20 protein-coding genes and 2 pseudogenes are annotated in these 23,726 nt (G+C 69.4%); 12 read left to right on the plus strand and 10 right to left on the minus strand.

Going from position 1 to position 23,726, the window contains the following annotated elements; translation table 11 throughout:
- Position 1: 1 nt before the first annotated feature.
- From ABCR94_RS33635 to ABCR94_RS33645, 3 genes are all read right to left on the minus strand, one after another.
- Positions 2-661, minus strand: a complete 660-nt coding sequence (locus ABCR94_RS33635; RefSeq protein WP_347124687.1) for a DUF305 domain-containing protein — start codon at positions 659-661, stop codon at positions 2-4.
- Entirely contained in the window at positions 661-1,311 is a 651-nt protein-coding gene (locus tag ABCR94_RS33640; protein WP_347124688.1) for a thioredoxin-like domain-containing protein, read from the minus strand. Before ABCR94_RS33640 ends, ABCR94_RS33635 begins: the two co-directional genes overlap by 1 nt.
- Positions 1,312-1,375: 64 nt before the next feature.
- The gene (locus ABCR94_RS33645; RefSeq protein WP_347124690.1) at positions 1,376-1,753 is read right to left on the minus strand and encodes a hypothetical protein; all 378 of its coding nucleotides are present in this window, start codon (positions 1,751-1,753) and stop codon (positions 1,376-1,378) included.
- A gap of 99 nt (positions 1,754-1,852) precedes the next feature.
- On the opposite strand from ABCR94_RS33645, the pseudogene ABCR94_RS33650 reads away from it, so the two are divergent.
- The 3 genes and pseudogenes from ABCR94_RS33650 to ABCR94_RS33660 all read left to right on the plus strand — a co-directional run.
- Positions 1,853-1,966, plus strand: a pseudogene (locus ABCR94_RS33650) (LLM class F420-dependent oxidoreductase); the annotation flags it as partial.
- On the plus strand, positions 1,965-2,546 hold the full coding sequence (locus tag ABCR94_RS33655) for a hypothetical protein (protein ID WP_347124776.1): 582 nt from the start codon (positions 1,965-1,967) through the stop codon (positions 2,544-2,546). The pseudogene ABCR94_RS33650 and the gene ABCR94_RS33655, both read left to right, overlap by 2 nt.
- 56 nt (positions 2,547-2,602) lie before the next feature.
- Positions 2,603-3,109 carry a DUF6328 family protein gene (locus tag ABCR94_RS33660; protein ID WP_347124692.1) on the plus strand — a complete coding sequence of 169 codons (507 nt, stop codon included), beginning with the start codon at positions 2,603-2,605 and terminating at the stop codon, positions 3,107-3,109.
- 53 nt (positions 3,110-3,162) lie between these two features.
- Here the strand turns inward: ABCR94_RS33660 and ABCR94_RS33665 are convergent, their stop codons facing one another.
- The 3 genes from ABCR94_RS33665 to ABCR94_RS33675 all read right to left on the minus strand — a co-directional run bounded on the left by ABCR94_RS33665 (position 3,163) and on the right by ABCR94_RS33675 (position 5,765).
- Positions 3,163-4,698: a DEAD/DEAH box helicase gene (locus tag ABCR94_RS33665; protein WP_347124694.1), complete on the minus strand. Its 1,536-nt coding sequence runs from the start codon at positions 4,696-4,698 to the stop codon at positions 3,163-3,165.
- Positions 4,699-5,009: 311 nt separating this feature from the next.
- Positions 5,010-5,213 carry a cold-shock protein gene (locus ABCR94_RS33670; protein ID WP_028811307.1) on the minus strand — a complete coding sequence of 68 codons (204 nt, stop codon included), beginning with the start codon at positions 5,211-5,213 and terminating at the stop codon, positions 5,010-5,012.
- A 273-nt stretch (positions 5,214-5,486) separates the two neighbouring features.
- A complete protein-coding gene (locus ABCR94_RS33675; protein WP_347124767.1) occupies positions 5,487-5,765 on the minus strand; it encodes a helix-turn-helix domain-containing protein in 279 nt (92 codons plus the stop codon).
- Between the two features lie 305 nt (positions 5,766-6,070).
- Between ABCR94_RS33675 and ABCR94_RS33680 the strand changes: the two genes are divergently transcribed.
- The 3 genes from ABCR94_RS33680 (at position 6,071) to ABCR94_RS33690 (ending at position 11,463) form a co-directional block, all read left to right on the plus strand.
- The gene (locus ABCR94_RS33680) at positions 6,071-6,499 is read left to right on the plus strand and encodes an ANTAR domain-containing protein (protein ID WP_347124696.1); all 429 of its coding nucleotides are present in this window, start codon (positions 6,071-6,073) and stop codon (positions 6,497-6,499) included.
- A 261-nt stretch (positions 6,500-6,760) separates the two neighbouring features.
- Positions 6,761-8,122, plus strand: a complete 1,362-nt coding sequence (gene glnA2, locus ABCR94_RS33685; protein ID WP_347124698.1) for a gamma-glutamylpolyamine synthetase GlnA2 — start codon at positions 6,761-6,763, stop codon at positions 8,120-8,122.
- 353 nt (positions 8,123-8,475) lie between these two features.
- Positions 8,476-11,463 (plus strand): bifunctional [glutamine synthetase] adenylyltransferase/[glutamine synthetase]-adenylyl-L-tyrosine phosphorylase, encoded by a 2,988-nt coding sequence (locus ABCR94_RS33690; RefSeq protein ID WP_347124700.1) that lies wholly within the window; start codon positions 8,476-8,478, stop codon positions 11,461-11,463.
- A gap of 30 nt (positions 11,464-11,493) precedes the next feature.
- Here ABCR94_RS33690 and ABCR94_RS33695 read toward each other — a convergent pair whose 3' ends face one another.
- From ABCR94_RS33695 to ABCR94_RS33710, 4 genes are all read right to left on the minus strand, one after another.
- Positions 11,494-11,655, minus strand: coding sequence for a carbohydrate-binding protein (locus ABCR94_RS33695; protein WP_283516339.1), 162 nt, complete (start codon positions 11,653-11,655; stop codon positions 11,494-11,496).
- Between the two features lie 71 nt (positions 11,656-11,726).
- Positions 11,727-12,623 (minus strand): phosphatase PAP2 family protein, encoded by an 897-nt coding sequence (locus ABCR94_RS33700; protein ID WP_347124702.1) that lies wholly within the window; start codon positions 12,621-12,623, stop codon positions 11,727-11,729.
- Positions 12,624-12,746: 123 nt separating this feature from the next.
- A complete protein-coding gene (locus ABCR94_RS33705; protein WP_347124703.1) occupies positions 12,747-13,766 on the minus strand; it encodes a LacI family DNA-binding transcriptional regulator in 1,020 nt (339 codons plus the stop codon).
- A gap of 25 nt (positions 13,767-13,791) precedes the next feature.
- Complete coding sequence (locus ABCR94_RS33710; RefSeq protein ID WP_347124704.1) at positions 13,792-15,393, minus strand: glycoside hydrolase family 13 protein; 1,602 nt, start codon at positions 15,391-15,393, stop codon at positions 13,792-13,794.
- 336 nt (positions 15,394-15,729) lie between these two features.
- On the opposite strand from ABCR94_RS33710, the gene ABCR94_RS33715 reads away from it, so the two are divergent.
- From ABCR94_RS33715 to ABCR94_RS33740, 6 genes and pseudogenes are all read left to right on the plus strand, one after another.
- A complete protein-coding gene (locus ABCR94_RS33715) occupies positions 15,730-17,007 on the plus strand; it encodes an extracellular solute-binding protein (protein ID WP_347124706.1) in 1,278 nt (425 codons plus the stop codon).
- Positions 17,008-17,031: 24 nt separating this feature from the next.
- Complete coding sequence (locus ABCR94_RS33720; RefSeq protein ID WP_347124707.1) at positions 17,032-18,042, plus strand: carbohydrate ABC transporter permease; 1,011 nt, start codon at positions 17,032-17,034, stop codon at positions 18,040-18,042.
- Between the two features lie 23 nt (positions 18,043-18,065).
- Positions 18,066-18,920, plus strand: coding sequence for a sugar ABC transporter permease (locus ABCR94_RS33725; RefSeq protein WP_347124769.1), 855 nt, complete (start codon positions 18,066-18,068; stop codon positions 18,918-18,920).
- 77 nt (positions 18,921-18,997) lie between these two features.
- Entirely contained in the window at positions 18,998-20,668 is a 1,671-nt protein-coding gene (locus tag ABCR94_RS33730) for a glycoside hydrolase family 13 protein (protein ID WP_347124708.1), read from the plus strand.
- Positions 20,653-21,714, plus strand: a complete 1,062-nt coding sequence (locus tag ABCR94_RS33735; protein WP_347124710.1) for a LacI family DNA-binding transcriptional regulator — start codon at positions 20,653-20,655, stop codon at positions 21,712-21,714. The genes ABCR94_RS33730 and ABCR94_RS33735 overlap by 16 nt, the downstream gene beginning before the upstream one ends.
- Positions 21,715-22,331: 617 nt before the next feature.
- A pseudogene (locus ABCR94_RS33740) lies at positions 22,332-23,711 on the plus strand (alpha-amylase); the annotation flags it as partial.
- Positions 23,712-23,726 lie beyond the last annotated feature (15 nt).

Consider the following 23,726-nt stretch of genomic DNA (forward strand, 5'->3'; position numbering starts at 1 on the left):
GTCAGGGACGCGGGGCCGCGCCGCGCGCCTTGAGCAGGTCCGCCATCAGGCCGATCTCGGACTGCTGGGCATCGACCATGCCCTGGGCGAGGAGGCGCTCCGTACCGACCTCACAGCGGTCGGCGCAGCCCTGCGCCATCGTGACCCCGCCCTTGTGGTGGTCGGTCATCAGCTGGAGGTAGAGGATCTCCGCCTGCTTGCCGTCCACCCTGCCGAGCTTCGCCAGCTCGGCACTGGTCGCCATGCCGGGCATCAGCGACCCGTCACGCGCCTTGTGCGTCCCGTGGGCGGAGCGGCCGGATTCACCGGACGCCATCCACGCCATCGGCTCGTCCGACGACACCTTCGGCAGCTCCCACAGATCCAGCCAGCCGAGCATCATGCCCCGCTGGTTGGCCTGAGTGTTGGCGATGTCGTACGCCAGCCTGCGCACCTCTTCGTCCTTCGTGCGGTCGCGCACGATGAACGACATCTCCACCGCCTGCTGGTGGTGCACCGACATGTCCCGGGCGAACCCCGCGTCCGCGGAGTCGACCGCGGGCGTACGGGGCGTACCGGAGGCGTCGTCGTTCCCGTTCCCGACGGCGACCGTGACGGCCCCCGCCGCGAACAGCAGCGCCAGGACGACGGCCGTGACGGCCGCCCAGTACGTGCGGGTCATCACGGTGTGCCCAGCCCGCCCGTGCAGGCCGCGCCGGGCTCGGGCGTCTGCGGTCCCTGTACGTACTTGGTGAAGAACTGCTCGACCCGCTTGTCCGACGCGCTGTCCACGGTGAGCTGCTTGCCCCACGCACTGAGCATCAGCGCGCCGGCCTGGGCCTTGACCGGGCTCATCAGCGAGTACGACGTCTTGCCGACCTTCTCGGTGAGCTTCTTGACGTCGGCGTCCGATGCCTTGTCGTTGTACGTCACCCACACCGCGCCGTGCTCCAGCGAGTGCACCGCGTTGACCTTGGGAATCTCTTCCTTGTAGACGTTCCTGTCGCAGTTCATCCACGCCTGGTTGTGGTCACCGCCCACCGGCGGCGTCATCGGGTACGAGACTTCCTTGGTGACGTGGTTGCGGCCCAGCTTCTTCGCGTCCCAGGACTTCTCGCCCGTCACGGGCGCCTTGGCCTGGGCCACCCGGTCCTCCTTCTTGTCGGACTCCTTCATGAAGAGGTACGACCCGAAGCCGACCAGGCCGACGACGACCACTGCGCTGGTGACGACCGCGATGAGCCGGTTGCGGCGCTCGCGCGACTGCTCGGCGCGCCGCATCTCCTCTATTCGGGCCTTGCGTGACGTGTTGGAGCCCTTGTTGCTAGCCATCGTGTTGTGTCCTTCTGGGGAAAGGGTCGGGGGATGACGAAAGCCCTGCTGCGGGCGGGCCCTGCTACGTCCGCATCACCTGAAGGACATGGCGGCCCGGCGCGCGCGGCAGCGCCCCGGCGTCGCGGACCGGGTTCGCGGTGAGCGGCGGCGCCCCGTACAGCGGCTCGGCGGCCACCGGGGTGGCCGGCGGCGGAGCGGTGAGCACGGCGGGGGAGAGGTGCGCGAAGACGCCGCAGTGCTGGGAGTCGTACGGGCAGGTGTACGCCTGGGCGCCCGGTGCCTGAACGGCGACCGTGACGGCGGCGTGCTGCTCACGGGACTCGGCGGCGCCCAGACAGACGAAGAGCGCGGCAAAGAGGGTCGCCGCGACGCTCAGCAGCGCCATGGGACCTGTGGTGCGCGTGACGCGCCCGGTGCGGAATCGCCGCAGTCCCCCCATGGCCCGAGATCGTAGTGGGCGCGCGCCTTTCCCACGTCATACGGGTCGCCCGGAGACAACCGGATGTTTTGGATCCGGCGGATCGTCAATCCGTGGTTCATGGTGCAAATCGGATACGCGATGACGGCGGAAGAGGCCGGCCCCCGAGACCTCGTCGAGCAGGTGGTCGGTGCGGAACACGCCGGGTTCGACTTCTCCGTACCCTCGGACCATGCCACGGCTCGCCGAGGGCCGGTTCCGCCTCGGCGCGGGCGGGTACCCGCCCGGTGAGACCGTCCGGCGCCCGGACCCGGTCCAGCGGTCGCGCGAGCGGGCGCACCGGGCCAGGCTGGAAGTGCCGCCGGCCCCGGCAGTGCACGGAAAAGCCACAGCAGTGCACCGAAGAGCCACAGCAGTGCACGGAAGAGAGGAAAGAACCACGGTGAACGCCGCAGAACAGTCCGACACCAAGGTCCTGGTGGAGCTCACCGGATGCTCCAAGGAGGACGCGCACACCGTGTTAATAGCGCTGCGCACCTCCTTCGAGTCCGACCGTGACTCCGACGACGTACCCGTCGAGCAGCCGGGATCCCGCCCCATGGTGTGGAGCGCGACCTTCGAAGTGTCGGACGTACGGGAGCAGGCCCGGCCCACGCCGCTGACGGGCTCCGTTCCGGCTACCGTCCAGGGCGGCTACAAGGCGGTGGACCGGCTGCGCGAGCAGCTCGACGCCGCGTTCAGCGTGCATGAGGAAGGCGCCGTCTCGGGAGATCAGGAAAAGGAGCTGCAACTGCGGCTGGAAAGCGGGCAGTAGCTCCGTAACAGACACCGGGCGTACGGAAGTCCGGTGCACAAAGAGGGAGCTCTGCCATGCCGGCCGACAAGACTCAGGACAGCCAGGGCGCGAGACGCGGGCGCGACGAATCGCCCGAGGAGCGCGCTGACCGCCGCTGGGCGGAACTGCTCCAGGAACTGCGGGTTGCGCAGACCGGCGTGCAGATCCTCTTCGGGTTCCTGCTCACGGTCGTCTTCCAACCGCGCTTCACCGAACTGTCGGACGTCGACCGGAACATCTACGTCGTCACCGTCATCCTGGGCGCGACCACGATGGGCGCACTCGTCGGCCCGGTGTCCTTCCACCGGCTGGTCGCCGGGCAGCGGATGAAGGAGGAGGCGGTGGTCTGGGCCTCCCGGCTCACCGTCTGCGGCCTGCTCCTGCTGCTCTGCACGATGGCCTCGTCGCTGCTGCTCATACTCCGCGTCGCACTGCACAACACCTTCGCGCTGTGGCTGGTCGGGGGCCTGGTGCTGTGGTTCGTACTGTGCTGGTTCGTGCTGCCCGCCTGGGCTCGGTACGCAAGTACGGCCAAGGACTGACCGGAGTCAGTCCTTGGCCGTACAGGTCAAGCGTTACGCGCGTTCACGCGTCGTTACGCGGCGCCGCCACGGGTGCCGGTGCCGGTGCCGGTGCCGGCACCGTACGCGGTGCGGCGCGACTGCGCCGGCGCGCTGCGGCGGCCACGCTGCGAAGCGGCACTGCGCTTCGGGCGCTCCGAGACCGGCGAGGAGATGACCACGGGGACACCGGAGGGGGTCTGCGCACCGGTGATCCGGGCCAGCTCGGCGTCGCCGGAGCGGACCTGGGCGGTGTGCGGGGTGATCCCGGCGGCCATCATCAGGCGGGTCATCTCGCGGCGCTGGTTGGGCTGCACCAGCGTCACGACACTGCCGGACTCACCGGCGCGGGCGGTACGGCCGCCGCGGTGCAGGTAGTCCTTGTGGTCGGTGGGCGGGTCCACGTTGACGACCAGGTCGAGGTTGTCGACGTGGATGCCGCGCGCCGCGACATTGGTCGCCACCAGCACGGTGACATGACCGCTCTTGAACTGGTCGAGCGTCCGGGTGCGCTGCGGCTGCGACTTGCCGCCGTGCAGCGCCGCTGCCCGGACACCGCTGTGCAGCAGGTCGCGGGTCAGCCGGTCCACGGCGTGCTTGGTGTCCAGGAACATGATCACCTTGCCCTCGCGGGCCGCGATCTCGGTGGTCGTGGCCTGCTTGTCGGCGGGGTGGACGTGCAGGAGGTGGTGCTCCATGGTCGTGACGGCGTTCTTGGAGGGGTCGACCGAGTGCACGACCGGGTCCTCCAGGTAGTTCCGGACGAGCCGGTCGACGTTACGGTCCAGGGTGGCCGAGAACAGCATCGTCTGGCCGCCCGGCGCAACCTGCTGGAGCAGCTCGGTGACCTGCGGCATGAAGCCCATGTCGGTCATCTGGTCGGCCTCGTCGAGGACCGTGATCTTCACCTGGTCCAGGCTGCAGTCACGGCGCTCGATCAGGTCCTTGAGACGGCCCGGCGTCGCGACGACGACCTCGGCACCGCCGCGCAGCGCACCGGCCTGGCGGCCGATGGACATGCCACCGACGACCGTGGCAAGACGCAGCCGGACGGCGCGGGCGTAAGGGGTGAGCGCGTCGGTGACCTGCTGGGCCAGCTCGCGGGTCGGGACCAGGATCAGGGCCAGCGGCTGACGCGGCTCGGCGCGCTGACCGGCGGTCCTGGCAAGCAGGGCCAGACCGAAGGCGAGGGTCTTGCCGGAGCCGGTGCGGCCGCGGCCCAGGACGTCGCGCCCGGTGAGCGCGTTCGGCAGCGTGGCGGCCTGGATCGGGAACGGAACGGTCACACCCTGGGCGGTCAACGCGGCGAGCAGCGCCGCGGGCATGTCCAGGTCGGCGAAAGCCTCGACGGCGGGCAGTGCCGGAGTCGTACTGACCGGCAGGGCGAACTCGCCCTGCGGAGCGACGGACTGGCGGCGGGCCGGCGGGCGTCCACCGGAAGAGCGGGTGGGAGCCTGCGAGCGGAAACGCTCGGGGCTGCTGCCACCGCTGCGGCTACCACCGGCTGCACCGGCGTGACCGCCGGAACGGGGGCGGGCGAAACGGTCGTTGGAGCGTGCTGTGCGGTTCATGCTGAACCTTCCTCGATGGGCACGTATCGAGGAATTCCGGGCAGCAGATAGTGCCGCAAGGAACCGCAAGAACGAGCCGAGATAAAAAAGCCGAAATGAAGTCCGTGCTGAAAGGTGAATACCTTGGATCAGACGCTTCGAAGTGGCTGGGATCCGCTCATGAAAAGCGGAGGGAATGGGATCGGCGTGAATCGTGGCCGACCGCTCATGCACGATCGCGTCATACGGCGATCGAATGGGGGCAACGATCCGGGGCAACGAGTCGGGGCCCGCACCCTCGGGTGCGGGCCCCACTCGTGTACGCGTCAGCGTCAGGCGGGAACGATGTTCTCGGCCTGCGGGCCCTTCTGGCCCTGCGTGACGTCGAAGGTCACCTTCTGGCCTTCCTGAAGCTCACGGAAGCCCTGCGTGGCGATGTTGGAGTAGTGGGCGAAGACGTCAGCGCCGCCACCCTCCTGCTCGATGAAGCCGAAGCCCTTTTCTGCGTTGAACCACTTCACGGTGCCAGAAGCCATTTTTTTCTCCTTTGGAGCTGTGCTGGAGGACCACCCTGTGTGGACCTCGCGTCGCGTTGCCGCGATGATTGCCCCGTCCGGAAAAAGCACCGGAAATACGAAAGTGCACCCAGCAGCAGGAGGCTGCGGGAGCACTTGAAGTTTTTGGGAACCACAACTGCAACTGAGATCAACAGTAGCACGGTGTGGGCGGACGGGCGGGGAGGGCTACGTCACTCTGCCGTGCCGCCATAAACCCTCCCCGCCCGCGCTTTAAATTCTGTAGCTGCGGGACTAGATATTGCGATTCGTGGGCTCATCGGCATGTCTGAGCAGCCCCTCGTTGATCTTCAGGGCGTCTTCCAACTGGTCCTCAAGAATGACGATTCGGCAGGCGGCGTCGATCGGAGTGCCCTGGTCGACCAGTTCGCGGGCGCGGGCGGCGACACGCAGCTGGTAGCGGGAGTATCTGCGGTGGCCGCCCTCGGAGCGCAGCGGGGCGATCAGCCGTGCCTCACCGATGGCCCGCAGGAAGGCGGGGGTCGTGCCGATCATCTCGGCCGCCCGGCCCATCGTGTAGGCGGGGTAGTCGTCGTCGAACCGGTCTGCCCCGGTGTCCCGGGTGTCGCGGTGGATCTCTGCGGTCACTTGCACCATCTTCTGAAACGCGCTTTCCAATACGCGTGGAGCGGGTCACTCCAAGTGTGGCATGTCTGCTCCGGCCGTGACAGATTTCCTGTTCCGGAGCCTCGGACCGGACCGGGTGAGCCGCCCGTGGCAGGCCGGGAATGGCGTTCCTGCGGCACGAGGGCTGTCCGTGTGCGCCCTTGTGCGCCCTTGTGCGCCAGGGACTGTGCGCGAGACCTTGACAACGCAGGGTGAGAACGCTGACGGGCGCCATCGGGCGGGCCGCACACCCGGCCCCGCAGCGTCTGCACGGCCAGGCGATCGGCTCGCTCAACCTCTACCGCGACCGGCCGGGCCCGCTGGACCCCCCGCAGCTGCGGCTGGGGCAGGCGCTCGCGGACACCGCGACCATCGGCATCCTCCAGCAGCGCGCGGTCACCGAACAGAAGACAGTGACTGCGCAGTTGCAGTGCGCCCTGGACAGCCGGGTCATCATCGAGCAGGCCAAGGGGTTCCTCTCCCAGCGCCGCAAGGTTGGTGTGGAGGAGGCCTTCCAGGCCATGCGGGTCTACGCCCGCGCCCACCAGTCCCGGCTCACCGTGGTCGCCGGCCAGGTTCTCGACGGCACCGCCGACCCGGCACTCCTGAGCCCCGTATCTCCGGGGCACCCCGAGAGCTGACGGCCCGGCGAGCCCGGGCGCTGTATCCCGTCGAGGTACTGGTCGATGCGCGGGTCGACGTACCGGAGGACGGGCCCTCGACCGTGCGTTACGCGGGGCGCCTGCCAGCAGGCACTATGGGCAGGAAGCGGTACACCCGGTCGACACGGGTTGTTCGGCCGAGGACCCGCAATGTGTTGGAAACCGTGTGGTGGGATGCTCAGAGACCCCGACGTGCCCGCGGCGTGGGAGCAGGCGCTTGACCAGCAAGGATGGGTGGAAATGGATAAGCAGCAGGAATTCGTGCTCCGTACGCTTGAGGAGCGCGACATCCGTTTCGTGCGCCTGTGGTTCACCGACGTACTCGGCTTTCTGAAGTCGGTCGCGGTGGCACCGGCGGAGCTGGAGCAGGCCTTCGACGAGGGCATCGGCTTCGACGGCTCGGCGATCGAGGGCTTCGCCCGCGTCTACGAGTCCGACATGATCGCCAAGCCTGATCCGGCCACGTTCCAGATCCTGCCCTGGCGCGCCGAGGCCCCCGGCACGGCGCGGATGTTCTGCGACATCCTGATGCCCGACGGCTCGCCGTCCTTCGCCGACCCCCGCTATGTGCTCAAGCGGATCCTCGCCAAGACCTCGGACCTGGGTTTCACCTTCTACACCCACCCCGAGATCGAGTTCTACCTGCTGAAGGACAAACCGCTCGACGGCACCCGGCCCACCCCCGCCGACAACTCCGGCTATTTCGACCACACCCCGCAGAACGTCGGCATGGACTTCCGCCGCCAGGCGATCACCATGCTCGAATCCATGGGGATCTCCGTCGAGTTCAGCCACCACGAGGGCGCCCCCGGCCAGCAGGAGATCGACCTGCGGTACGCCGACGCGCTCTCCACCGCCGACAACATCATGACGTTCCGCCTCGTCATGAAGCAGGTCGCGCTGGAGCAGGGCGTGCAGGCCACCTTCATGCCGAAGCCGTTCAGCGAATTCCCCGGCTCCGGCATGCACACCCACCTCTCCCTCTTCGAGGGCGACCGCAACGCGTTTTACGAGTCCGGCTCGGAGTACCAGCTCTCCAAGGTCGGCCGGTCCTTCATCGCGGGCCTGCTCAAGCACGCCGCGGAGATCTCGGCCGTCACCAACCAGTGGGTCAACTCCTACAAGCGCATCTGGGGCGGCTCCACCCGCACCGCGGGCTCCGGCGGTGAGGCCCCCTCGTACATCTGCTGGGGCCACAACAACCGCTCCGCGCTGATCCGCGTCCCCATGTACAAGCCAGGCAAGACCGGCTCGGCCCGCGTCGAGGTCCGCTCCATCGACTCCGGCGCCAACCCGTATCTGACGTACTCCGTCCTGCTCGCCGCCGGCCTCAAGGGCATCGAAGAGGGCTACGAGCTGCCCCCGGGCGCCGACGACGACGTATGGGCGCTGTCCGACGCCGAGCGCCGCGCGATGGGCATCGAGCCGCTGCCGCAGAACCTGGGCGAGGCCATCACGCTCATGGAGCGCAGCGAGCTGGTTGCCGAGACGCTGGGCGAGCACGTCTTCGACTTCTTCCTGCGCAACAAGAAGCAGGAGTGGGAGGAGTACCGCTCCGAGGTCACCGCCTTCGAGCTGCGCAAGAACCTGCCGGTGCTGTAGGCGCAGGTCAGGCGGCTAATCCCGCCATACGACACCTCCGGGCCAGTGCCGTGCGGCTACTGGCCCGGAGGTGTGTCACGCGGCCTGGGCCGTCTGTGGGCCGTCCGGCGCGGAACCGGTGCCCTCGTACATGCTGCTGTCCACGGCCTTCCGTGTGAGCAGCTGTGAAGACGACGGAAGGGGCATCGCGTTCATCGCTGCCGAAAACAGTTGATGTGGCACATGTCGCTGCATCCGCGGGCGCCTGACCTGCGGACGGACCTGGGACGGGCCGTCCGCCGAGGCTTGGGGCTAGGCTCAGGAACCGGACCTTGATCGGACGGGACAGTCCGACGGTCGCACGGGAGGCAGGCATGGCGGTGCCGGGGCGCAGAAGCAGCACTTTCACGCGGCTGCTGCGGCACGGATTCACCCATCCTGCCACCGCCGAGCGGCATCTCGACGCCCCTGAGCTGTCCGGCGTACGCACCGATCCGGTGCTCCTGGACGCGCTCGGCGCGACCGCCGACCCCGATCTGGCGCTGCTGGGCCTGCTGCGCCTGGTGGAGGCGCAGGACCCGGGTGAGCGCCATGTCCTGCTCGACACGCTGGTCACCGCCAAGCCGCTGCGGGACCGGCTGCTCGGGGTGCTCGGCGCCTCCGAGGCGCTCGGCGACCATCTGGCGCGCCACCCGCGCGACTGGCACGCGCTCGTCACCTACGAGGCGGCGGACCTGCACCCCGGGGTGGCCGAGTTCGAGCGTGGTCTGGCGCAGGCCGACGACCCGGTGAAGCTGCGGGTCGCGTACCGCCGTTGCCTGCTGGCCATCGCCGCCCGCGACGTGTGCGGTACGACCGACGTCGCCGAGGCCGCCGCCGAACTGGCCGACCTGGCGACCGCCACGCTGCGGGCGGCGCTCGCCATCGCCCGCAGGGCCGCGCCCGAAGACGCCGCGATCTGCCGCCTCGCGGTCATCGCGATGGGCAAGTGCGGGGGCCACGAGCTCAACTACGTCTCCGACGTCGACGTGATCTTCGTGGGTGAGGCGGCGGACGGCGCCGACGAGGGCAAGGCCGTACGCGCGGCGTCCCGGCTCGCCTCCCATCTGATGCGGATCTGCTCGGAGACCAACGAAGAGGGCACGATCTGGCCGGTGGATGCCAATCTGCGGCCCGAGGGACGCAACGGGCCGCTGGTACGGACCCTCTCCAGCCACCTCGCCTACTACCAGCGATGGGCCAAGACCTGGGAGTTCCAGGCGCTGCTCAAGGCCCGCCCGGTGGCCGGCGACCCCGGGCTCGGCGAGGAGTACCTGGCGGCCGTGTCACCACTGGTGTGGCAGGCCGCCGAACGCGAGCACTTCGTGCCCGACGTGCAGAAGATGCGCCGCCGAGTCATCGACAACATCCCGCCGGCCCAGATCGAGCGCGAGCTCAAGCTGGGGCCCGGCGGCCTGCGCGACGTCGAATTCGCCGTGCAGCTCCTCCAGTTGGTGCACGGGCGCAGCGACGCCAGCCTGCACAGCGGCTCGACCCTGGAGGCACTCGGCGCGCTCGCGGCGGGCGGCTATGTGGGGCGGGCGGACGCCGCGCAGCTCGACGAGGCGTACCGCTTCCTGCGCTCGATGGAGCACCGCATCCAGCTCTACCGGCTGCGGCGCACCCACCTCGTCCCCGAGGACGAGCCCGGTCTGCGGCGCCTCGGGCGGTCACTGGGGTTGCGTGTGGAGCCCGTCGTACAGCTGAACCGGGCGTGGAAACGGCACGCGTCGGTGGTGCGGCGGCTGCACGAGAAGATCTTCTACCGGCCGCTCCTGGACGCCGTCGCGCAGCTCGCGCCCGGCGAGATCCGGCTCAGCCCCAAGGCCGCCGGGCAGCGGCTCGAAGCGCTGGGGTACGCCGACCCGGTGGGCGCCCTGCGCCACCTGGAGGCCCTGTCGTCGGGCGTGACCCGCAAGGCCGCGATCCAGCGGACCCTGCTGCCGGTGCTGCTCGGCTGGTTCGCGGACTCCGCCGACCCGGATGCGGGCCTCCTCGGCTTCCGCAAAGTGTCCGACGCGCTCGGCAAGACGCCCTGGTACCTGCGGCTGCTGCGGGACGAGGGCGCCGCCGCCGAGAACCTGGCGCGGGTGCTGTCCGCCGGGCGGCTCGCCCCCGACCTGCTGCTGCGGGCCCCGGAGGCGGTGGCCCTGCTCGGCGACCCGGAGGGGCTGAAGCCGCGCGGCAGGGCCCCCTTGGAGCAGGAGGTGCTGGCCGCCGTGGGGCGCGCGGACGGTGCGCAGGCCGCGGTCGCCGTGGCGCGCGGGGTGCGGCGCCGCGAGCTGTTCCGTACGGCGGCGGGTGACCTCATCGGCTCGTACGGCACGGAGGAGAGCCCCGCCGAGTCCGACCCCGGCGCGCTCGTCGACCGGGTCGGCAACGCGCTGACCGACCTGAACGCGGCCACCCTGTCCGGCGCGCTGCGGGCCGCGGTGCGCGAGCAGTGGGGGGACACCCTGCCGACGAAGTTCGCGGTCATCGGGATGGGGCGGTTCGGTGGCCACGAGCTGGGCTACGGCTCCGACGCGGACGTCCTGTTCGTCCACGAGCCGCGCGAGGGCGCCGACGAGCAGGAAGCGGCGCAGGCCGCCAACACGGTCGTCGCCGAGATGCGCCGGCTGCTCCAACTGCCCACGTCCGACCCGCCGTTGATGATCGACGCGGATCTGCGCCCGGAGGGCAAGAGCGGGCCGATGGTGCGGACCCTGAAGTCGTACAAGGCGTACTACCGGCGCTGGTCGCTGGTCTGGGAGAGCCAGGCGCTGCTGCGCGCCGTGCCGATGGCGGGCGACGCGGAACTCGGTGCCCGCTTCATCGACCTCGTCGACCCGATGCGGTACCCGGTGGAGGGCCTCGGCGAGGACGCGGTGCGCGAGATCCGGCGGCTCAAGGCCCGGATGGAGTCGGAGCGCATGCCGCGCGGCGCCGACCCGACGCTGCACGCGAAGCTGGGCCGGGGCGGCCTGTCCGACGTGGAGTGGACGGTGCAGCTGCTGCAGATGCGGCACGGGTGGGTCGAGCCGGGCCTGCGCACCACCCGGACCCGTGACGCGCTGGCCGCCGCGCACGCGGCGGAGCTCATCTCGACGGAGGACGCGTCGGTACTCGACGAGGCGTGGGTGCTGGCGACGCGGGTGCGCAACGCGGTGATGCTGGTGCGCGGCCGGGCCGGCGACACATTCCCCTCGGACGGCAAGGAACTGGGCGCGATGGGGCGCTACCTGGGGTACGAGCCCGGGCACGTCGGGGACATGCTGGACGACTACCGGCGTACGACGCGCAGGGCCCGGGGTGTCATGGAGGAGCTGTTCTACGGCGGGTAGGGCGCAGTAGGGCGCGGCCGGGCCACCTGGCTAGGGGGTGTCCTTCTTCCACAGGGTGACGGCCGTCTTCGGGTTGTTCGCGGAGTTCGACTTGTGCGGCGCCACGCAGCGGTACTGCTTGCCCCGGTAGGCGACGCGGTCGCTCTCCGAGTACTGCTTGTTGACTTTCCAGTCCGAGAATCCCGCTGCCATGTGATGACGCCTCTCCGCTGGGGCGGCTCGCTGCCGCCCCAGGAGGAATCTTCCCACGGCCGTGCGCGGGATCAGACCCGGAGGCGGCTGCGCAGGCTGCGGCGCGGGCGGGGCCGCTCGTCGTCGACCAGTTTGGGCAGCCGGTGCGGCAGCGCGCCGTACCAGGCGTAGCTGACGGCGAGGCCGAAGGACAGGCAGAGCATGCCACCCACCGCGTCCAGCCAGAAGTGGTTGGCGGTCGCGACGATCACCACGAGGGTGGCCGTCGGGTAGAGCAGACCGAGGATCTTCGCCCACGGCGCGGCGGCCAGCGCGAAGATCGTCAGGCCGCACCAGAGCGACCAGCCGATGTGCATCGAGGGCATCGCGGCGTACTGGTTGGACATGTGCTTGAGGTCGCCCGACGCCATGGAGCCCCAGGTGTGGTGCACCAGGACCGTGTCGATGAAGTTCTGCCCGTTCATCAGCCGGGGCGGCGCCAGCGGATACAGGAAGTAACCGAGCAGGGCGACCCCCGTAGTCGCGAAAAGCACCGTGCGGGTCGCGGCGTAACGGCCGGGATGGCTGCGGAAGAGCCAGACCAGGACGCCGATGGTCACCACGAAGTGCAGTGTCGCGTAGTAGTAGTTCATCGACACGATCAGCCATGTCACCGAATCCACGGCGTGGTTGACCGACTGCTCGAAGGCGATGCCGAGCGATTTCTCGGCCTGCCAGATCCAGTCCGCGTTGCGCAGCGCCGCGGCCTTCTGCTCCGGCACGGCATTGCGGATCAGCGAGTACGTCCAGTAACTCACCGCGATCAGCAGGACCTCGAACCAGATCCGGGGACGGCCGGGCGAACGCAGTCTCCTCAGCCCCGTCAGCACGGTGCGCCGCGCCGACGGCCGCTTCCGCTCCGCCTCCCGTTCGGGTGCGGGAGCGGTGGCCGTACGGCCTTCCAGAGTCTTCACGGTCACGTCACCCATGTGGAGAGAGTTTGCCAGATGTGCATCCCCAGACCGATCATCCCCCGGTCGGATCTCGCACGCATGCTCTACGGCTCAAGGACTAGACAGGCTGTAGGAGTCCCTAGGGATCCCTGGGGATTTTTACGACCGGGGCCCCGAAGCTGTTGAACCGCGTACGACCAATTCCGGCATGAAGACAAATTCGCTGTGCGGCGCAGGCGTCCCGCCGACCTCTTCGAGGAGCGCCCGCACCGAGGCCTGTCCCATCGCCGTCACCGGCTGGCGGATGGTCGTCAGTGGCGGGTCGGTGAACGCTATCAGGGGTGAATCGTCGAAGCCCACGACGGAGACATCACGCGGTACGTCGAGACCCAGCCGGCGGGCGGCCCGGATCGCACCGAGCGCCATCATGTCGCTGGCGCACACCACCGCGGTGCAGCCCCGCTCGATAAGGGCCGAGGCAGCCGCCTGGCCGCCCTCCAGGGTGTACAGGGAGTGCTGGATCAGCTCCTCCGTCTCCTCCGATGCCAGACCGAGCTGCTCCTGCATGCCGGCCCGGAAGCCCTCGATCTTGCGCAGCACTGGGACGAACCGCTTGGGGCCGACGGCAAGACCGATCCTGGTGTGCCCCAGGGCCACCAGGTGCGTCACGGCCAGCCGCATCGCGGCCCGGTCGTCGGGCGAGATGAACGGCGCCTGGACCTTGGGCGAGAAACCGTTGACGAGGACGAAGGGGACACCCTGGGCGCGCAGCTGCTCGTAACGCTGCATGTCGGCCGTGGTGTCCGCGTGCAGACCCGAGACGAAGATGATGCCGGAGACACCGCGGTCGACGAGCATCTCGGTGAGCTCGTCCTCGGTGGAGCCGCCGGGCGTCTGGGTGGCGAGGACCGGGGTGTAGCCCTGGCGGGTCAGGGCCTGGCCGATGACCTGGGCCAGGGCCGGGAAGATCGGGTTTTCGAGCTCGGGGGTTATCAGGCCGACCAGCCCGGCGCTGCGCCTGCGCAACCGGACGGGGCGCTCGTATCCGAGGACGTCTAGTGCGGCAAGTACGGATTCACGGGTGGCCGAGGCAACCCCCGGCTTGCCGTTGAGCACGCGGCTGACCGTCGCTTCACTGACCCCCGCCTGAGCTGCGATGTCGGCAAGCCGTGCGGTCATGGGAATGGACTGTACCGGTCGCATGTCAGATTGCCCACCATGCGCAGGAATCAGCCGATAGGGCAGTCGTGGCACCGGAAACGGCGGGTGCCACGGAGGCGATCAGGAGCCTTCCCGGGGTGGGCACTTCGACCGTATCGCCGGTGGTGTTGAGCGTGCAGACGACGCCGGGCCTGCCCACGACCAGCACGCCGTCCGTGGCCGGCAGCCAGCTCATCGGGCCGTCGCCCAGACCCGGCAGCTCGCGGCGCAGGGCGAGCGCCGAGCGGTAGAGCTCCAGAGTGGAGCGGGGGTCGCCGGTCTGGGCCTCGACGGTCAGCCCCTTGAAGCTGTCGGGCTGCGGGAGCCAACTGCCGCCCGAACCGAAGCCGTACGGGGCCTGGTCGCCGGACCAGGGGAGCGGGACCCGGCACCCGTCGCGCAGGCCCTCCTGCCCGTCGCTGCGGAAGAACGACGGGTCCTGGCGGACCGCGTCGGGCAGATCGGTGACCTCGGGCAGGCCGAGCTCCTCGCCCTGGTAGATGTACGTCGACCCGGGCAGCGCCAGCATCAGCAGCGCGGCGGCGCGGGCGCGGCGCAGGCCCAGCGGGTGGTGGTCGCCGCCGTAGCGGGTGACATGGCGGGCCACGTCGTGGTTGGACAGCACCCAGGTGGTGGGGGCGCCGACGGAGCCGGTCGCGGCGAGCGAGGCGTCGATGACCGCGTGCATCGCCGACGCGTCCCAAGGACAGTTGAGGAACTGGAAGTTGAAGGCCTGATGCAGCTCGTCGGGGCGTACGTACAGCGCGAGCCGCTCGGGGGAGGGGGCCCAGGCCTCCGCGACGCCGATGCGCTCACCGTCGTACGAGTCCAGGAGCTTGCGCCAGCCGCGGTGGATGTCGTGCACACCGTCCTGGTCGAAGAACGGCAGGACCTGCGAGCCGATCATCCTCGCCTGCTCGCGGGCGCCGATGTCGGGCAGGCCGGCGGCCTTGACCATGCCGTGGGCCACGTCGATACGGAATCCGTCCACGCCCAGGTCCAGCCAGAAGCGCAGGATCGAGTCGAACTCCTCGTGGACCTCGGGATTCTCCCAGTTGAGGTCGGGCTGCTCGGGTGCGAACAGGTGCAGGTACCAGTCGCCGTCGGCGGTGCGGGTCCAGGCGGGCCCGCCGAAGACGGACTCCCAGTCGTTGGGCGGCAGTTCGCCGCCCGCGCCCCGGCCGGGGCGGAAGTGGTAGCGCCCGCGGGCCGGTCCCCCCTGCGGGTCCGCGAGCGCCGCCCGGAACCAGACGTGCTGGTCGGAGGTGTGGTTCGGGACGATGTCGGTGATTACGCGCAGGTCCAGCGTGTGCGCCGCGTTGATCAGCTCGCGGGCGTCGTCGAGGCTGCCGAAGAGCGGGTCGACGGCGCGGTAGTCGGCTACGTCGTAGCCGCCGTCCGCCTGCGGGGAGGCGTAGAAGGGCGTGAGCCACACCGCGTCGGCGCCCAGCTGTGCGACGTACGGCAGACGCTCGCGGATTCCGCGCAGATCTCCGATGCCGTCGCCATTGCTGTCGGCGAAGGACCGCACGTACACCTGATAGATGACGGCGTCGCGCCACCAGCCGCGCGGTGTGGTCTGCGGGGTCGTGAGCTCCTGCGACATGTTGGGGTCCCTCTCGTGCGGGCGGATGGATCTGCAACTACCAGATCAACGCTGGCGCCCTCCGAAAGTAACAGTCCTGCAAGTCCTTGCGGTAGTGCTTTCAGAGTCGGCAGCAAGGTCATCAACCCTTGTGCAGCCTGCCTGGCAAGGGGTAATACGGCAACCTTGAGGACACGTGGATGTAACGATCGGCTGCTCTTGCGGAAAATCTTCGCAAGGTCTTTCGGACTTCTTTCATCCTTGTTACGTTCCTCGACGACCCGGCGCCGCAAGGGAGCGGTCGGCAGGAGCTGCACCCGGCATCTGTCATCTCGGGCATCTGTTGAAGGAGTTCACATGCGGCGTGGCATAGCGGCCACCGCGCTGGTCTCGGCCCTGGCACTGGCGGCGACAGCGTGCGGCGGGGACAGCGACAACGAGGGCGGCAAGAAGAGCTCCGGCGGAGAGCTCTCCGGCACGGTCACCTTCTGGGACACCTCGAACGACGCCGAGAAGGCGACGTACAAGGCGATCGCCGAGAGCTTCGAGAAGGAGCACAAGAAGGTCGACGTCAAGTACGTCAGCGTGCCCTTCGGTGAGGCCAACGCCAAGTTCAAGAACGCCGCCGGCGGCAACTCCGGCGCCCCCGACGTGATGCGCACCGAGGTCGCCTGGGTCGCGGACTTCGCCAACCTCGGCTACCTCGCCCCGCTGGACGGCACCTCCGCGCTCGACAAGGAGGCGGACTACCTGAAGCAGGCGGCGGCCAGCACCAAGTTCAAGGGCAAGACGTACGCCGCCCCGCAGACCATCGACAGCCTCGCGCTCTTCTACAACAAGAAGATGCTCAAGGCAGCCGGTGTGGACGTCCCCGCGTCCTTCGCCGACGTGAAGGAAGCCGCGAAGAAGGTCCGGTCGAAGAGCGGCAAGACCGGCCTGTACCTGCGCGGCGACGACCCGTACTTCTACCTCCCCTACCTCTACGGCGAGGGTGGCGACCTCCTCGACACCAAGTCGAAGGAGATCCTCGTCGACGACGCCGAGGGCGCCGCGGCGTTCGAGGTGATGAAGGACCTGGTCGACTCCAAGGCGGCCGTCACCGACGCCAGCGACGGGTACAACAACCAGCTGAACGCGTTCAAGGACGGCGACGTCGCGATGATGCTCGACGGACCCTGGTCCATCGAGGGCGCTCTCGCCGGCAAGCAGTTCAAGGACGACGAGGACAACCTCGGCGTCGCAGCGGTCCCGGCCGGCACCGCACGCCAGGCCTCCCCGCAGGGCGGCTGGAACCTCGCCGCCTACGCCGGGTCGGGCAACCTCGACGCCAGCTACGAGTTCATCAAGTACATGAGCTCCGCCAAGGTCCAGCAGCAGACCACCGAGAAGCTCAGCCTGCTGCCGACCCGCACCTCCGTCTACTCGGCGCCGACCGTCGAGAACAACCAGATGGTGCAGTTCTTCCTCCCCGCCGTCGAGAAGTCCGTGCAGCGGCCCTGGATCCCCGAGGCCAACGCGCTCTTCGAGCCCATCCGGCTGGAAATGGGCAAGGTCCTCAGCGGCAAGGCCACCCCCGAGCAGGGTGCGAAGGGCGTCGGCGACGCCTACCGCAAGCTGCTCAAGGGCTACAAGTAATTCACGGGAGAGGCTGACCGATCCATGGCTGTCGAGACCGGCCGGTCGGCAGCCACGGCCGCGGGCGCACACAGCGCCCGCGGCCGTGGCCGCGGGACCGACAAGACACCCGGGCGGCTGCGCAGGTCGCTGTCCACCCACTGGTACGCCTGGAGCATGATCGCCCCCGTGGTGATCGTGATCGGCGTGATCATCGGCTATCCGCTGGCGCGCGGTATCTACCTGTCGACGACGAACGCCAACGAGGCGAACGTCGAGCGCTCCATCGGCGTCAACCACATCCCGGCGACGTACGAGTCCGTCGGTCTCGACAACTTCACGGCCATCCTCCAGGACGGGGTGTTCTGGGACCGGCTCAGCTGGACCGTCATCTGGACGGTCTGCTGCGTCACCGTCACCTTCGCACTCGGCCTGACCCTGGCCAACATGCTCAACCGCAAGATGGCCGGGCGCTCCTTCTACCGGATCTCGCTGATCCTGCCCTGGGCCGTACCGGCGTTCATCTCCGTCTTCACCTGGCGGCTGCTCTTCAACGAGAAGAAGGGCCTGCTCAACTCGCTGCTGTCCGGCGGCGGCATCGACGCCGTGCCGTGGCTGAACGACCCGACCTGGGCGAAGTTCTCCGTGATCGCGGTGAACGTATGGCTCGGTGTGCCGTTCATGCTGGTCGCCATGCTCGGCGGGCTCCAGTCCATCCCCGGTGAGCTGTACGAGGCCGCGGAGATCGACGGCGCGAGCCCCTGGCAGCGCTTCCGCCACATCACCCTGCCGGGGCTGCGCGCCGTCAGCAGCACCGTGGTCCTGCTCAGCAGTATCTGGACGTTCAACATGTTCCCGGTGATCTATCTGCTCACCAGGGGCGGCCCGGGGGACTCCACCGAGATCCTCGTGACCTACGCGTACCGGCTGTCCTTCGTCGTCAGCCCACGCGACTTCGCCAATTCCGCGGCCTGGGGCGTGCTGATTCTGCTGCTCCTGTCGCTCTTCGCGGTGGTCTACCGCCGTGCGCTCCGCAAGCAGGGAGAAGTGTGGTGACCAACACCGCGAACAAGTCGGCCATGCGCAACACGCGCAAAAAGGGCCACAACCGGGGCGAGCGCAGCCGACTGGCCTCCTTCGGCCTGCACGCGACCCTGCTCATCGCCACCGTCGTCGCGGTCTTCCCGCCGCTGTGGCTGCTGGTCACCTCGTTCAAGCCCAAGGACGAGGCGTTCTCCACCGACCTGGTGAAGGACTTCACCCTCAGCAACTACGACCACGTCGTCAACGACACCGAGTTCCTCAGCTGGTTCGGCAACTCCGTGCTGGTCGTCGGCATGACCACCGTGCTCGCCGTCTTCATCTCCGCCACCACCGGCTACGCCGTCAGCCGCTTCAGGTTCCCCGGCATGCGGCCCCTGATGTGGCTGCTGCTGATCACCCAGATGTTCCCCGTCGCGGTGCTGATCGTGCCGCTGTACAACCTGATGGCCGACCTCGGTCTGCTCAACCAGCCCGTCGGCCTGGTCGTCACCTATCTGACGATCGCCGTGCCGTTCTGCTCCTGGATGATGAAGGGGTACTTCGACACCGTCCCGGTGGAGATCGACGAAGCGGGCCGGGTCGACGGACTCAACCCCTTCGGTGTCTTCTGGCGGCTGATCCTGCCGCTCGCCAAGCCGGGTCTGGTGGTGACGGGCTTCTACAGCTTCATCACAGGCTGGGCCGAAGTCGCCTATGCTTCCGCGTTCATGACGGGCGAGGAGAACCTCACCCTCGCCGGCGGCCTGCAGACCTTCGTCAACCAGTACACCAGCGACTGGGGTTCGCTCACCGCGGCAGCCGTGATCGTCGCGGTACCCGCCGCGGTGATCTTCGCGCTCGCCCAGCGCCACCTCGTGTCCGGACTGACCGCCGGAGCGACGAAGTCCTGACACCCCCTAAGCACTCCTGCGGCGGCTCCGGACCCGACCGGCCCGAGCCGCCCCCACGCCTCACAACCAGGGACGACATGACCCAGCACCTCGCTGCTCCCACCAGCGCCCCCACCACTGGCGACCGGCGCACCGGCTGGTGGCGGGACGCGGTGATCTACCAGGTCTATCCGCGCAGTTTTGCCGACGGCAACGGTGACGGCATGGGCGACCTCGAAGGGGTACGCGGACGGCTCCCGTACCTCAAGGAGCTCGGCGTCGACGCCGTCTGGCTCAGCCCCTTCTACGCGTCGCCGCAGGCCGACGCCGGGTACGACGTCGCCGACTACCGAGCCATCGACCCGATGTTCGGCACGCTCCTGGACGCCGACGCGCTGATCCGCGACGCCCACGAGCTGGGCCTGCGCATCATCGTCGACCTGGTGCCCAACCACTCCTCGGACCAGCACGAGTGGTTCAAGCGGGCCATCGAGGAGGGCCCCGGATCCGCGCTGCGCGACCGCTACCACTTCCTTCCCGGAAAGGGTGTGAGCGGTGAACTGGCCCCCAACGACTGGGAGTCCATCTTCGGCGGCCCCGCCTGGACCAGGACGGTCAACCCGGACGGCACGCCCGGCGACTGGTATCTGCACCTCTTCGCCCCCGAGCAGCCCGACTTCAACTGGGAACACCCCGCCGTCGCCGACGAGTTCCGCTCGATCCTGCGGTTCTGGCTGGACATGGGCGTCGACGGTTTCCGCGTCGACGTCGCCCACGGCCTGGTCAAGGCCGAAGGGCTGCCCGACCTGGGCGCGCACGACCAGCTCAAGCTGCTCGGCAATGACGTGATGCCGTTCTTCGACCAGGACGGTGTCCACGAGATCTACCGTTCCTGGCGGCAGATCCTCGACGAGTACCCGGGCGAGCGCATCGCCGTCGCCGAGGCGTGGACGCCGACCGTGGAGCGCACGGCCAACTACGTACGCCCCGACGAGATGCACCAGGCCTTCAACTTCCAGTACCTGGGGACCGCTTGGGACGCGGTCGCGCTGCGCGAGGTCATCACTACCTCGCTCGCCGCGATGCACCCCGTCGGCGCCCCCGCGACCTGGGTGCTGTCCAACCACGACGTCACCCGCCACACCACGCGCTTCGCCAACCCGCCCGGCCTCGGCACCCAGCTCCGCGAGGCCGGCGACCGCGAACTCGGCCTGCGCCGGGCCCGCGCCGCGACCGTGCTCATGCTGGCGCTCCCCGGTTCGGCGTACGTCTACCAGGGCGAGGAGCTCGGCCTGCCGGACGTCACCGACCTGCCCGACGAGGCCCGCCAGGACCCGTCCTTCTTCCGGGCCGAGGGCCAGGACGGCTTCCGCGACGGCTGCCGGGTGCCGATCCCGTGGACGGCCGCAGGGCCCTCGTACGGCTTCGGCACGGGCGGCAGCTGGCTGCCGCAGCCCGAGGGCTGGGGCGCGCTGAGCGTCGAGACGCAGAGCGGCGACCCGGAATCGACGCTGGAGCTGTACCGCCGCGCGCTGGCCGTGCGCCGCGAGCATCCGGGCCTGGGTGCCGGGACCGCGGTGGAGTGGCTGGCCGCGCCCGATGGGGTGCTGGCCTTCGCCCGTGACGGGTTTGTCTGCACGGTCAATACGACGCGGGCGCCCGTCACTCTGCCCGCGCCCGGCCGCATGCTGCTCGCCAGTGGCGAAGTCGCCCCGGGTGAGGGCGACTTCGAGCTGCCCGCCGACACTGCCGTGTGGTGGGCGGTGTGACCGTTCCCGCGCCGCGGGGCGGCCCCGCCTCCCCGCGGCTGGTGCACATCGCGGCGCAGGCCTCCGTCAGCGAGGCCACCGTCAGCCGGGTCCTGAACGGCAAGCCGGGCGTCGCCGACACCACACGCCAGCGAGTGCTGGCGGCGCTCGACGTACTGGGCTACGAGCGGCCCGTACGGCTGCGGCGGCGCAGTGCGGGCCTGATCGGGCTGGTCACGCCCGAGCTGACCAACCCGATCTTCCCGGCCTTCGCGCAGGTCATCGAACAGGTCCTCGCCGGGCACGGCTACACGCCCGTGCTGTGCACCCAGCTGCCCGGTGGGGCGACGGAGGACGAGCTGGTCGAGCAGCTCGTGGAGCGCGGGGTGGGCGGCATCGTCTTCCTGTCCGGGCTGCACGCGGACCTGTCGGCGGACCCCGCGCGGTATGCGGCGCTGGCGGCGCGGGGTGTGCCGTTCGTCCTCATCAACGGCTTCAACGGGGCGATCAGCGCGCCCTTCGTGTCGCCCGACGACCACGCGGCGATGCGGATGGCGGTCGGGCACCTCGCCGAGCTTGGCCACGAGCGGATCGGGCTCGCGCTCGGGCCGCGGCGGTACGTGCCCTCGCGTCGTAAGCGGGAGGGCTTCGTCGAAGCGCTCGCCGCTGTGCTCGGGCGTTCGCGCGACGAGGCCGAACCCGCCGTGCAGCACACGCTGTTCAGCGTCGAGGGCGGGCAGGTCGCGGCGGGGGCGCTGCTCGACCGGGGGTGCACGGGCATTGTCTGCGGCAGCGACATGATGGCGCTCGGGGTGGTGCGGGCCGCGCGGGGGCGCGGTCTTGAGGTGCCGGGTGATGTGTCGGTGGTGGGCTTCGACGACTCGCAGCTGATCGCCTTCACCGACCCGCCGATGACCACGGTGCGACAGCCGGTGCAGGCGATGGCGACGGCGGCGGTGGGAGCGCTGCTGGAGGAGATCGGGGGGAGTCCGGTGCAGCGCACGGAGTATGTGTTCCAGCCGGAGCTGGTGGTGCGGGGGTCTACTGCGCAGGTGCGGGGGCGTTGAGGGGGCGGGGTGCGGGCCGGTGCGTGGGTGCGGGTTGCCTGCGGCGCTTGTCCCCTACCCGCCCCTTCCCGAAACTGGGGGCAAGCCCCCAGACCCCCGGACGCCCTTCGGGCGTGTCCTCAAACGCCGGACGGGCTGAAAACCCTGCTCACTTCAGCCCGTCCGGCGTTTGAGGACTTCGGGAAGGGGCGGGTAGGGGACAAGCCCGCCGCAGGCGTCGTCACCCGCAGGGAGCCCCCGGCGCCCGCCCAGGCTGGGCGGCGGGGTGTTTCTTGGCCCCGGGGTCTCCCTGTCGGCCCGGCCCGGCCGGTCGGGCGCGTGGGACCCGGGCGTGCCGGGACCCCCGGCCGGCCGAGCCGGAGTCGAGAAGAACGTAACAGGGCCGCAATTGCTTGCGAAAGACCTTGCAGCAAGAAATCCCGGAGATTTCCGGGGGGTTAGCGGACCGTGTCCAGAGGGTTGACCCCGCTGGTGAGGGCTCGTACGGTCTGCTCCGCGGCAAGCTTTTCATTTCTTGCAGCAAGAACATTCAGGAGTCTTGAGGGCAGGGCGCGTTGCCACGCGAGGCCCACCGACACCCGCCACCCGCACCTCCCCCCATGCAGGAGGAACACCCCATGGCTCGCAGACTCCTGTCCACCGCGCTCGCTCTCACCGCCGGCGCCGCCGCCCTCGTCGTCCCCGCAGGCTCCGCGCAGGCGGCCCCGCCCGGCGTCAAGGACGTCACCGCCGTCATGTTCGAGTGGAAGTTCGCCTCGGTGGCGAAGGCCTGTACGGACACCCTGGGCCCGGCCGGATACGGCTACGTCCAGGCGTCGCCGCCCCAGGAGCACATCCAGGGCGGCCAGTGGTGGACGTCGTACCAGCCCGTCAGCTACAAGATCGCCGGGCGGCTCGGCGACCGCGCCGCGTTCAAGAACATGGTCGACACCTGCCACGCCGCCGGCGTCAAGGTCGTCGCCGACGCCGTGATCAACCACATGGCGGCTGGCGACGGAACGGGCACCGGCGGCTCCTCGTACCAGAAGTACACCTACCCGGGGATCTATTCGGGCGCCGACCTGGACGACTGCCGGTCGCACATCACCAACTACGGCGACCGCGGCAACGTCCAGAACTGCGAACTCGTCGGCCTCGCGGACCTCGACACGGGCGAGGAGTACGTCCGCGGCAGGATCGCCGCGTACCTCAACGATCTGTCGTCGCTGGGCGTCGATGGCTTCCGGATCGACGGCGCCAAGCACATCCCCGCCGGTGATCTGGCCGCCATCAAGGGGAAGTTGAGCAACCCCGGCGCCTACTGGAAGCAGGAGGCGATCTTCGGCGGCGGCGAGGCCGTCTCGCCCGCCGAGTACCTCGGCACCGGTGATGTCCAGGAGTTCCGCTACGCCCGCAGCCTCAAGCAGGTCTTCAACAACGAGAACCTCGCCTACCTCAAGAATTACGGCGAGGGCTGGGGCTTCATGGAGAGCGGCAAGTCCGCCGTCTTCGTCGACAACCACGACACCGAGCGCGGCGGCGACACCCTCAGCTACAAGGACGGCGCCAACTACACCCTGGCCAACGTCTTCATGCTGGCCTGGCCCTACGGCTCACCGGACGTGCACTCGGGCTATGAGTTCTCCGACCGGGACGCCGGACCGCCCAACGGCGGCACGGTGAACGCCTGTTACAGCGACGGCTGGAAGTGCCAGCACAACTGGCGGGAGATCTCTTCCATGGTGGCCTTCCGTAACGCCGCCCGAGGGCAGTCCGTCACCAACTGGTGGGACAACGGCGGCGATCAGATCGCCTTCGGCCGTGGCAGCAAGGCGTACGTCGCCATCAACCATGAGGGCTCGGCGCTCAACCGCACCTTCCAGACCTCGCTGCCCGCAGGCACCTACTGCGACGTCCAGAGCGGCAGGGGTGTGAACGTGGACGGCTCCGGCCGGTTCACCGCGTCCCTCGGCGCCAACACGGCTGTCGCGCTGCACGCCGACGCCCGTACCTGCACCCCCTGAAGGGAACCC

It is taken from the genome of Streptomyces changchenzhani, from assembly GCF_039766235.1.
Taxonomy (GTDB): Bacteria; Actinomycetota; Actinomycetes; order Streptomycetales; family Streptomycetaceae; genus Streptomyces.

What these genes read in the sequence shown, in the direction of transcription:
- ABCR94_RS33640 (WP_347124688.1), bottom strand. Translation starts at nt 1,311, where the DNA reads ATGGCTAGCAACAAGGGCTCCAACACGTCACGCAAGGCCCGAATAGAG.
- ABCR94_RS33705 (WP_347124703.1), bottom strand. Translation starts at nt 13,766, where the DNA reads ATGACCGCACGGCTTGCCGACATCGCAGCTCAGGCGGGGGTCAGTGAA.
- ABCR94_RS33635 (WP_347124687.1), bottom strand. Translation starts at nt 661, where the DNA reads ATGACCCGCACGTACTGGGCGGCCGTCACGGCCGTCGTCCTGGCGCTG.
- ABCR94_RS33700 (WP_347124702.1), bottom strand. Translation starts at nt 12,623, where the DNA reads ATGGGTGACGTGACCGTGAAGACTCTGGAAGGCCGTACGGCCACCGCT.
- ABCR94_RS33715 (WP_347124706.1), top strand. Translation starts at nt 15,730, where the DNA reads ATGCGGCGTGGCATAGCGGCCACCGCGCTGGTCTCGGCCCTGGCACTG.
- ABCR94_RS33730 (WP_347124708.1), top strand. Translation starts at nt 18,998, where the DNA reads ATGACCCAGCACCTCGCTGCTCCCACCAGCGCCCCCACCACTGGCGAC.
- ABCR94_RS33670 (WP_028811307.1), bottom strand. Translation starts at nt 5,213, where the DNA reads ATGGCTTCTGGCACCGTGAAGTGGTTCAACGCAGAAAAGGGCTTCGGC.
- ABCR94_RS33720 (WP_347124707.1), top strand. Translation starts at nt 17,032, where the DNA reads ATGGCTGTCGAGACCGGCCGGTCGGCAGCCACGGCCGCGGGCGCACAC.
- ABCR94_RS33710 (WP_347124704.1), bottom strand. Translation starts at nt 15,393, where the DNA reads ATGTCGCAGGAGCTCACGACCCCGCAGACCACACCGCGCGGCTGGTGG.
- ABCR94_RS33690 (WP_347124700.1), top strand. Translation starts at nt 8,476, where the DNA reads ATGGCGGTGCCGGGGCGCAGAAGCAGCACTTTCACGCGGCTGCTGCGG.
- ABCR94_RS33725 (WP_347124769.1), top strand. Translation starts at nt 18,066, where the DNA reads ATGCGCAACACGCGCAAAAAGGGCCACAACCGGGGCGAGCGCAGCCGA.
- ABCR94_RS33645 (WP_347124690.1), bottom strand. Translation starts at nt 1,753, where the DNA reads ATGGGGGGACTGCGGCGATTCCGCACCGGGCGCGTCACGCGCACCACA.
- ABCR94_RS33660 (WP_347124692.1), top strand. Translation starts at nt 2,603, where the DNA reads ATGCCGGCCGACAAGACTCAGGACAGCCAGGGCGCGAGACGCGGGCGC.
- glnA2 (WP_347124698.1), top strand. Translation starts at nt 6,761, where the DNA reads ATGGATAAGCAGCAGGAATTCGTGCTCCGTACGCTTGAGGAGCGCGAC.
- ABCR94_RS33675 (WP_347124767.1), bottom strand. Translation starts at nt 5,765, where the DNA reads ATGGGCCGGGCGGCCGAGATGATCGGCACGACCCCCGCCTTCCTGCGG.
- ABCR94_RS33695 (WP_283516339.1), bottom strand. Translation starts at nt 11,655, where the DNA reads ATGGCAGCGGGATTCTCGGACTGGAAAGTCAACAAGCAGTACTCGGAG.
- ABCR94_RS33655 (WP_347124776.1), top strand. Translation starts at nt 1,965, where the DNA reads ATGCCACGGCTCGCCGAGGGCCGGTTCCGCCTCGGCGCGGGCGGGTAC.
- ABCR94_RS33665 (WP_347124694.1), bottom strand. Translation starts at nt 4,698, where the DNA reads ATGAACCGCACAGCACGCTCCAACGACCGTTTCGCCCGCCCCCGTTCC.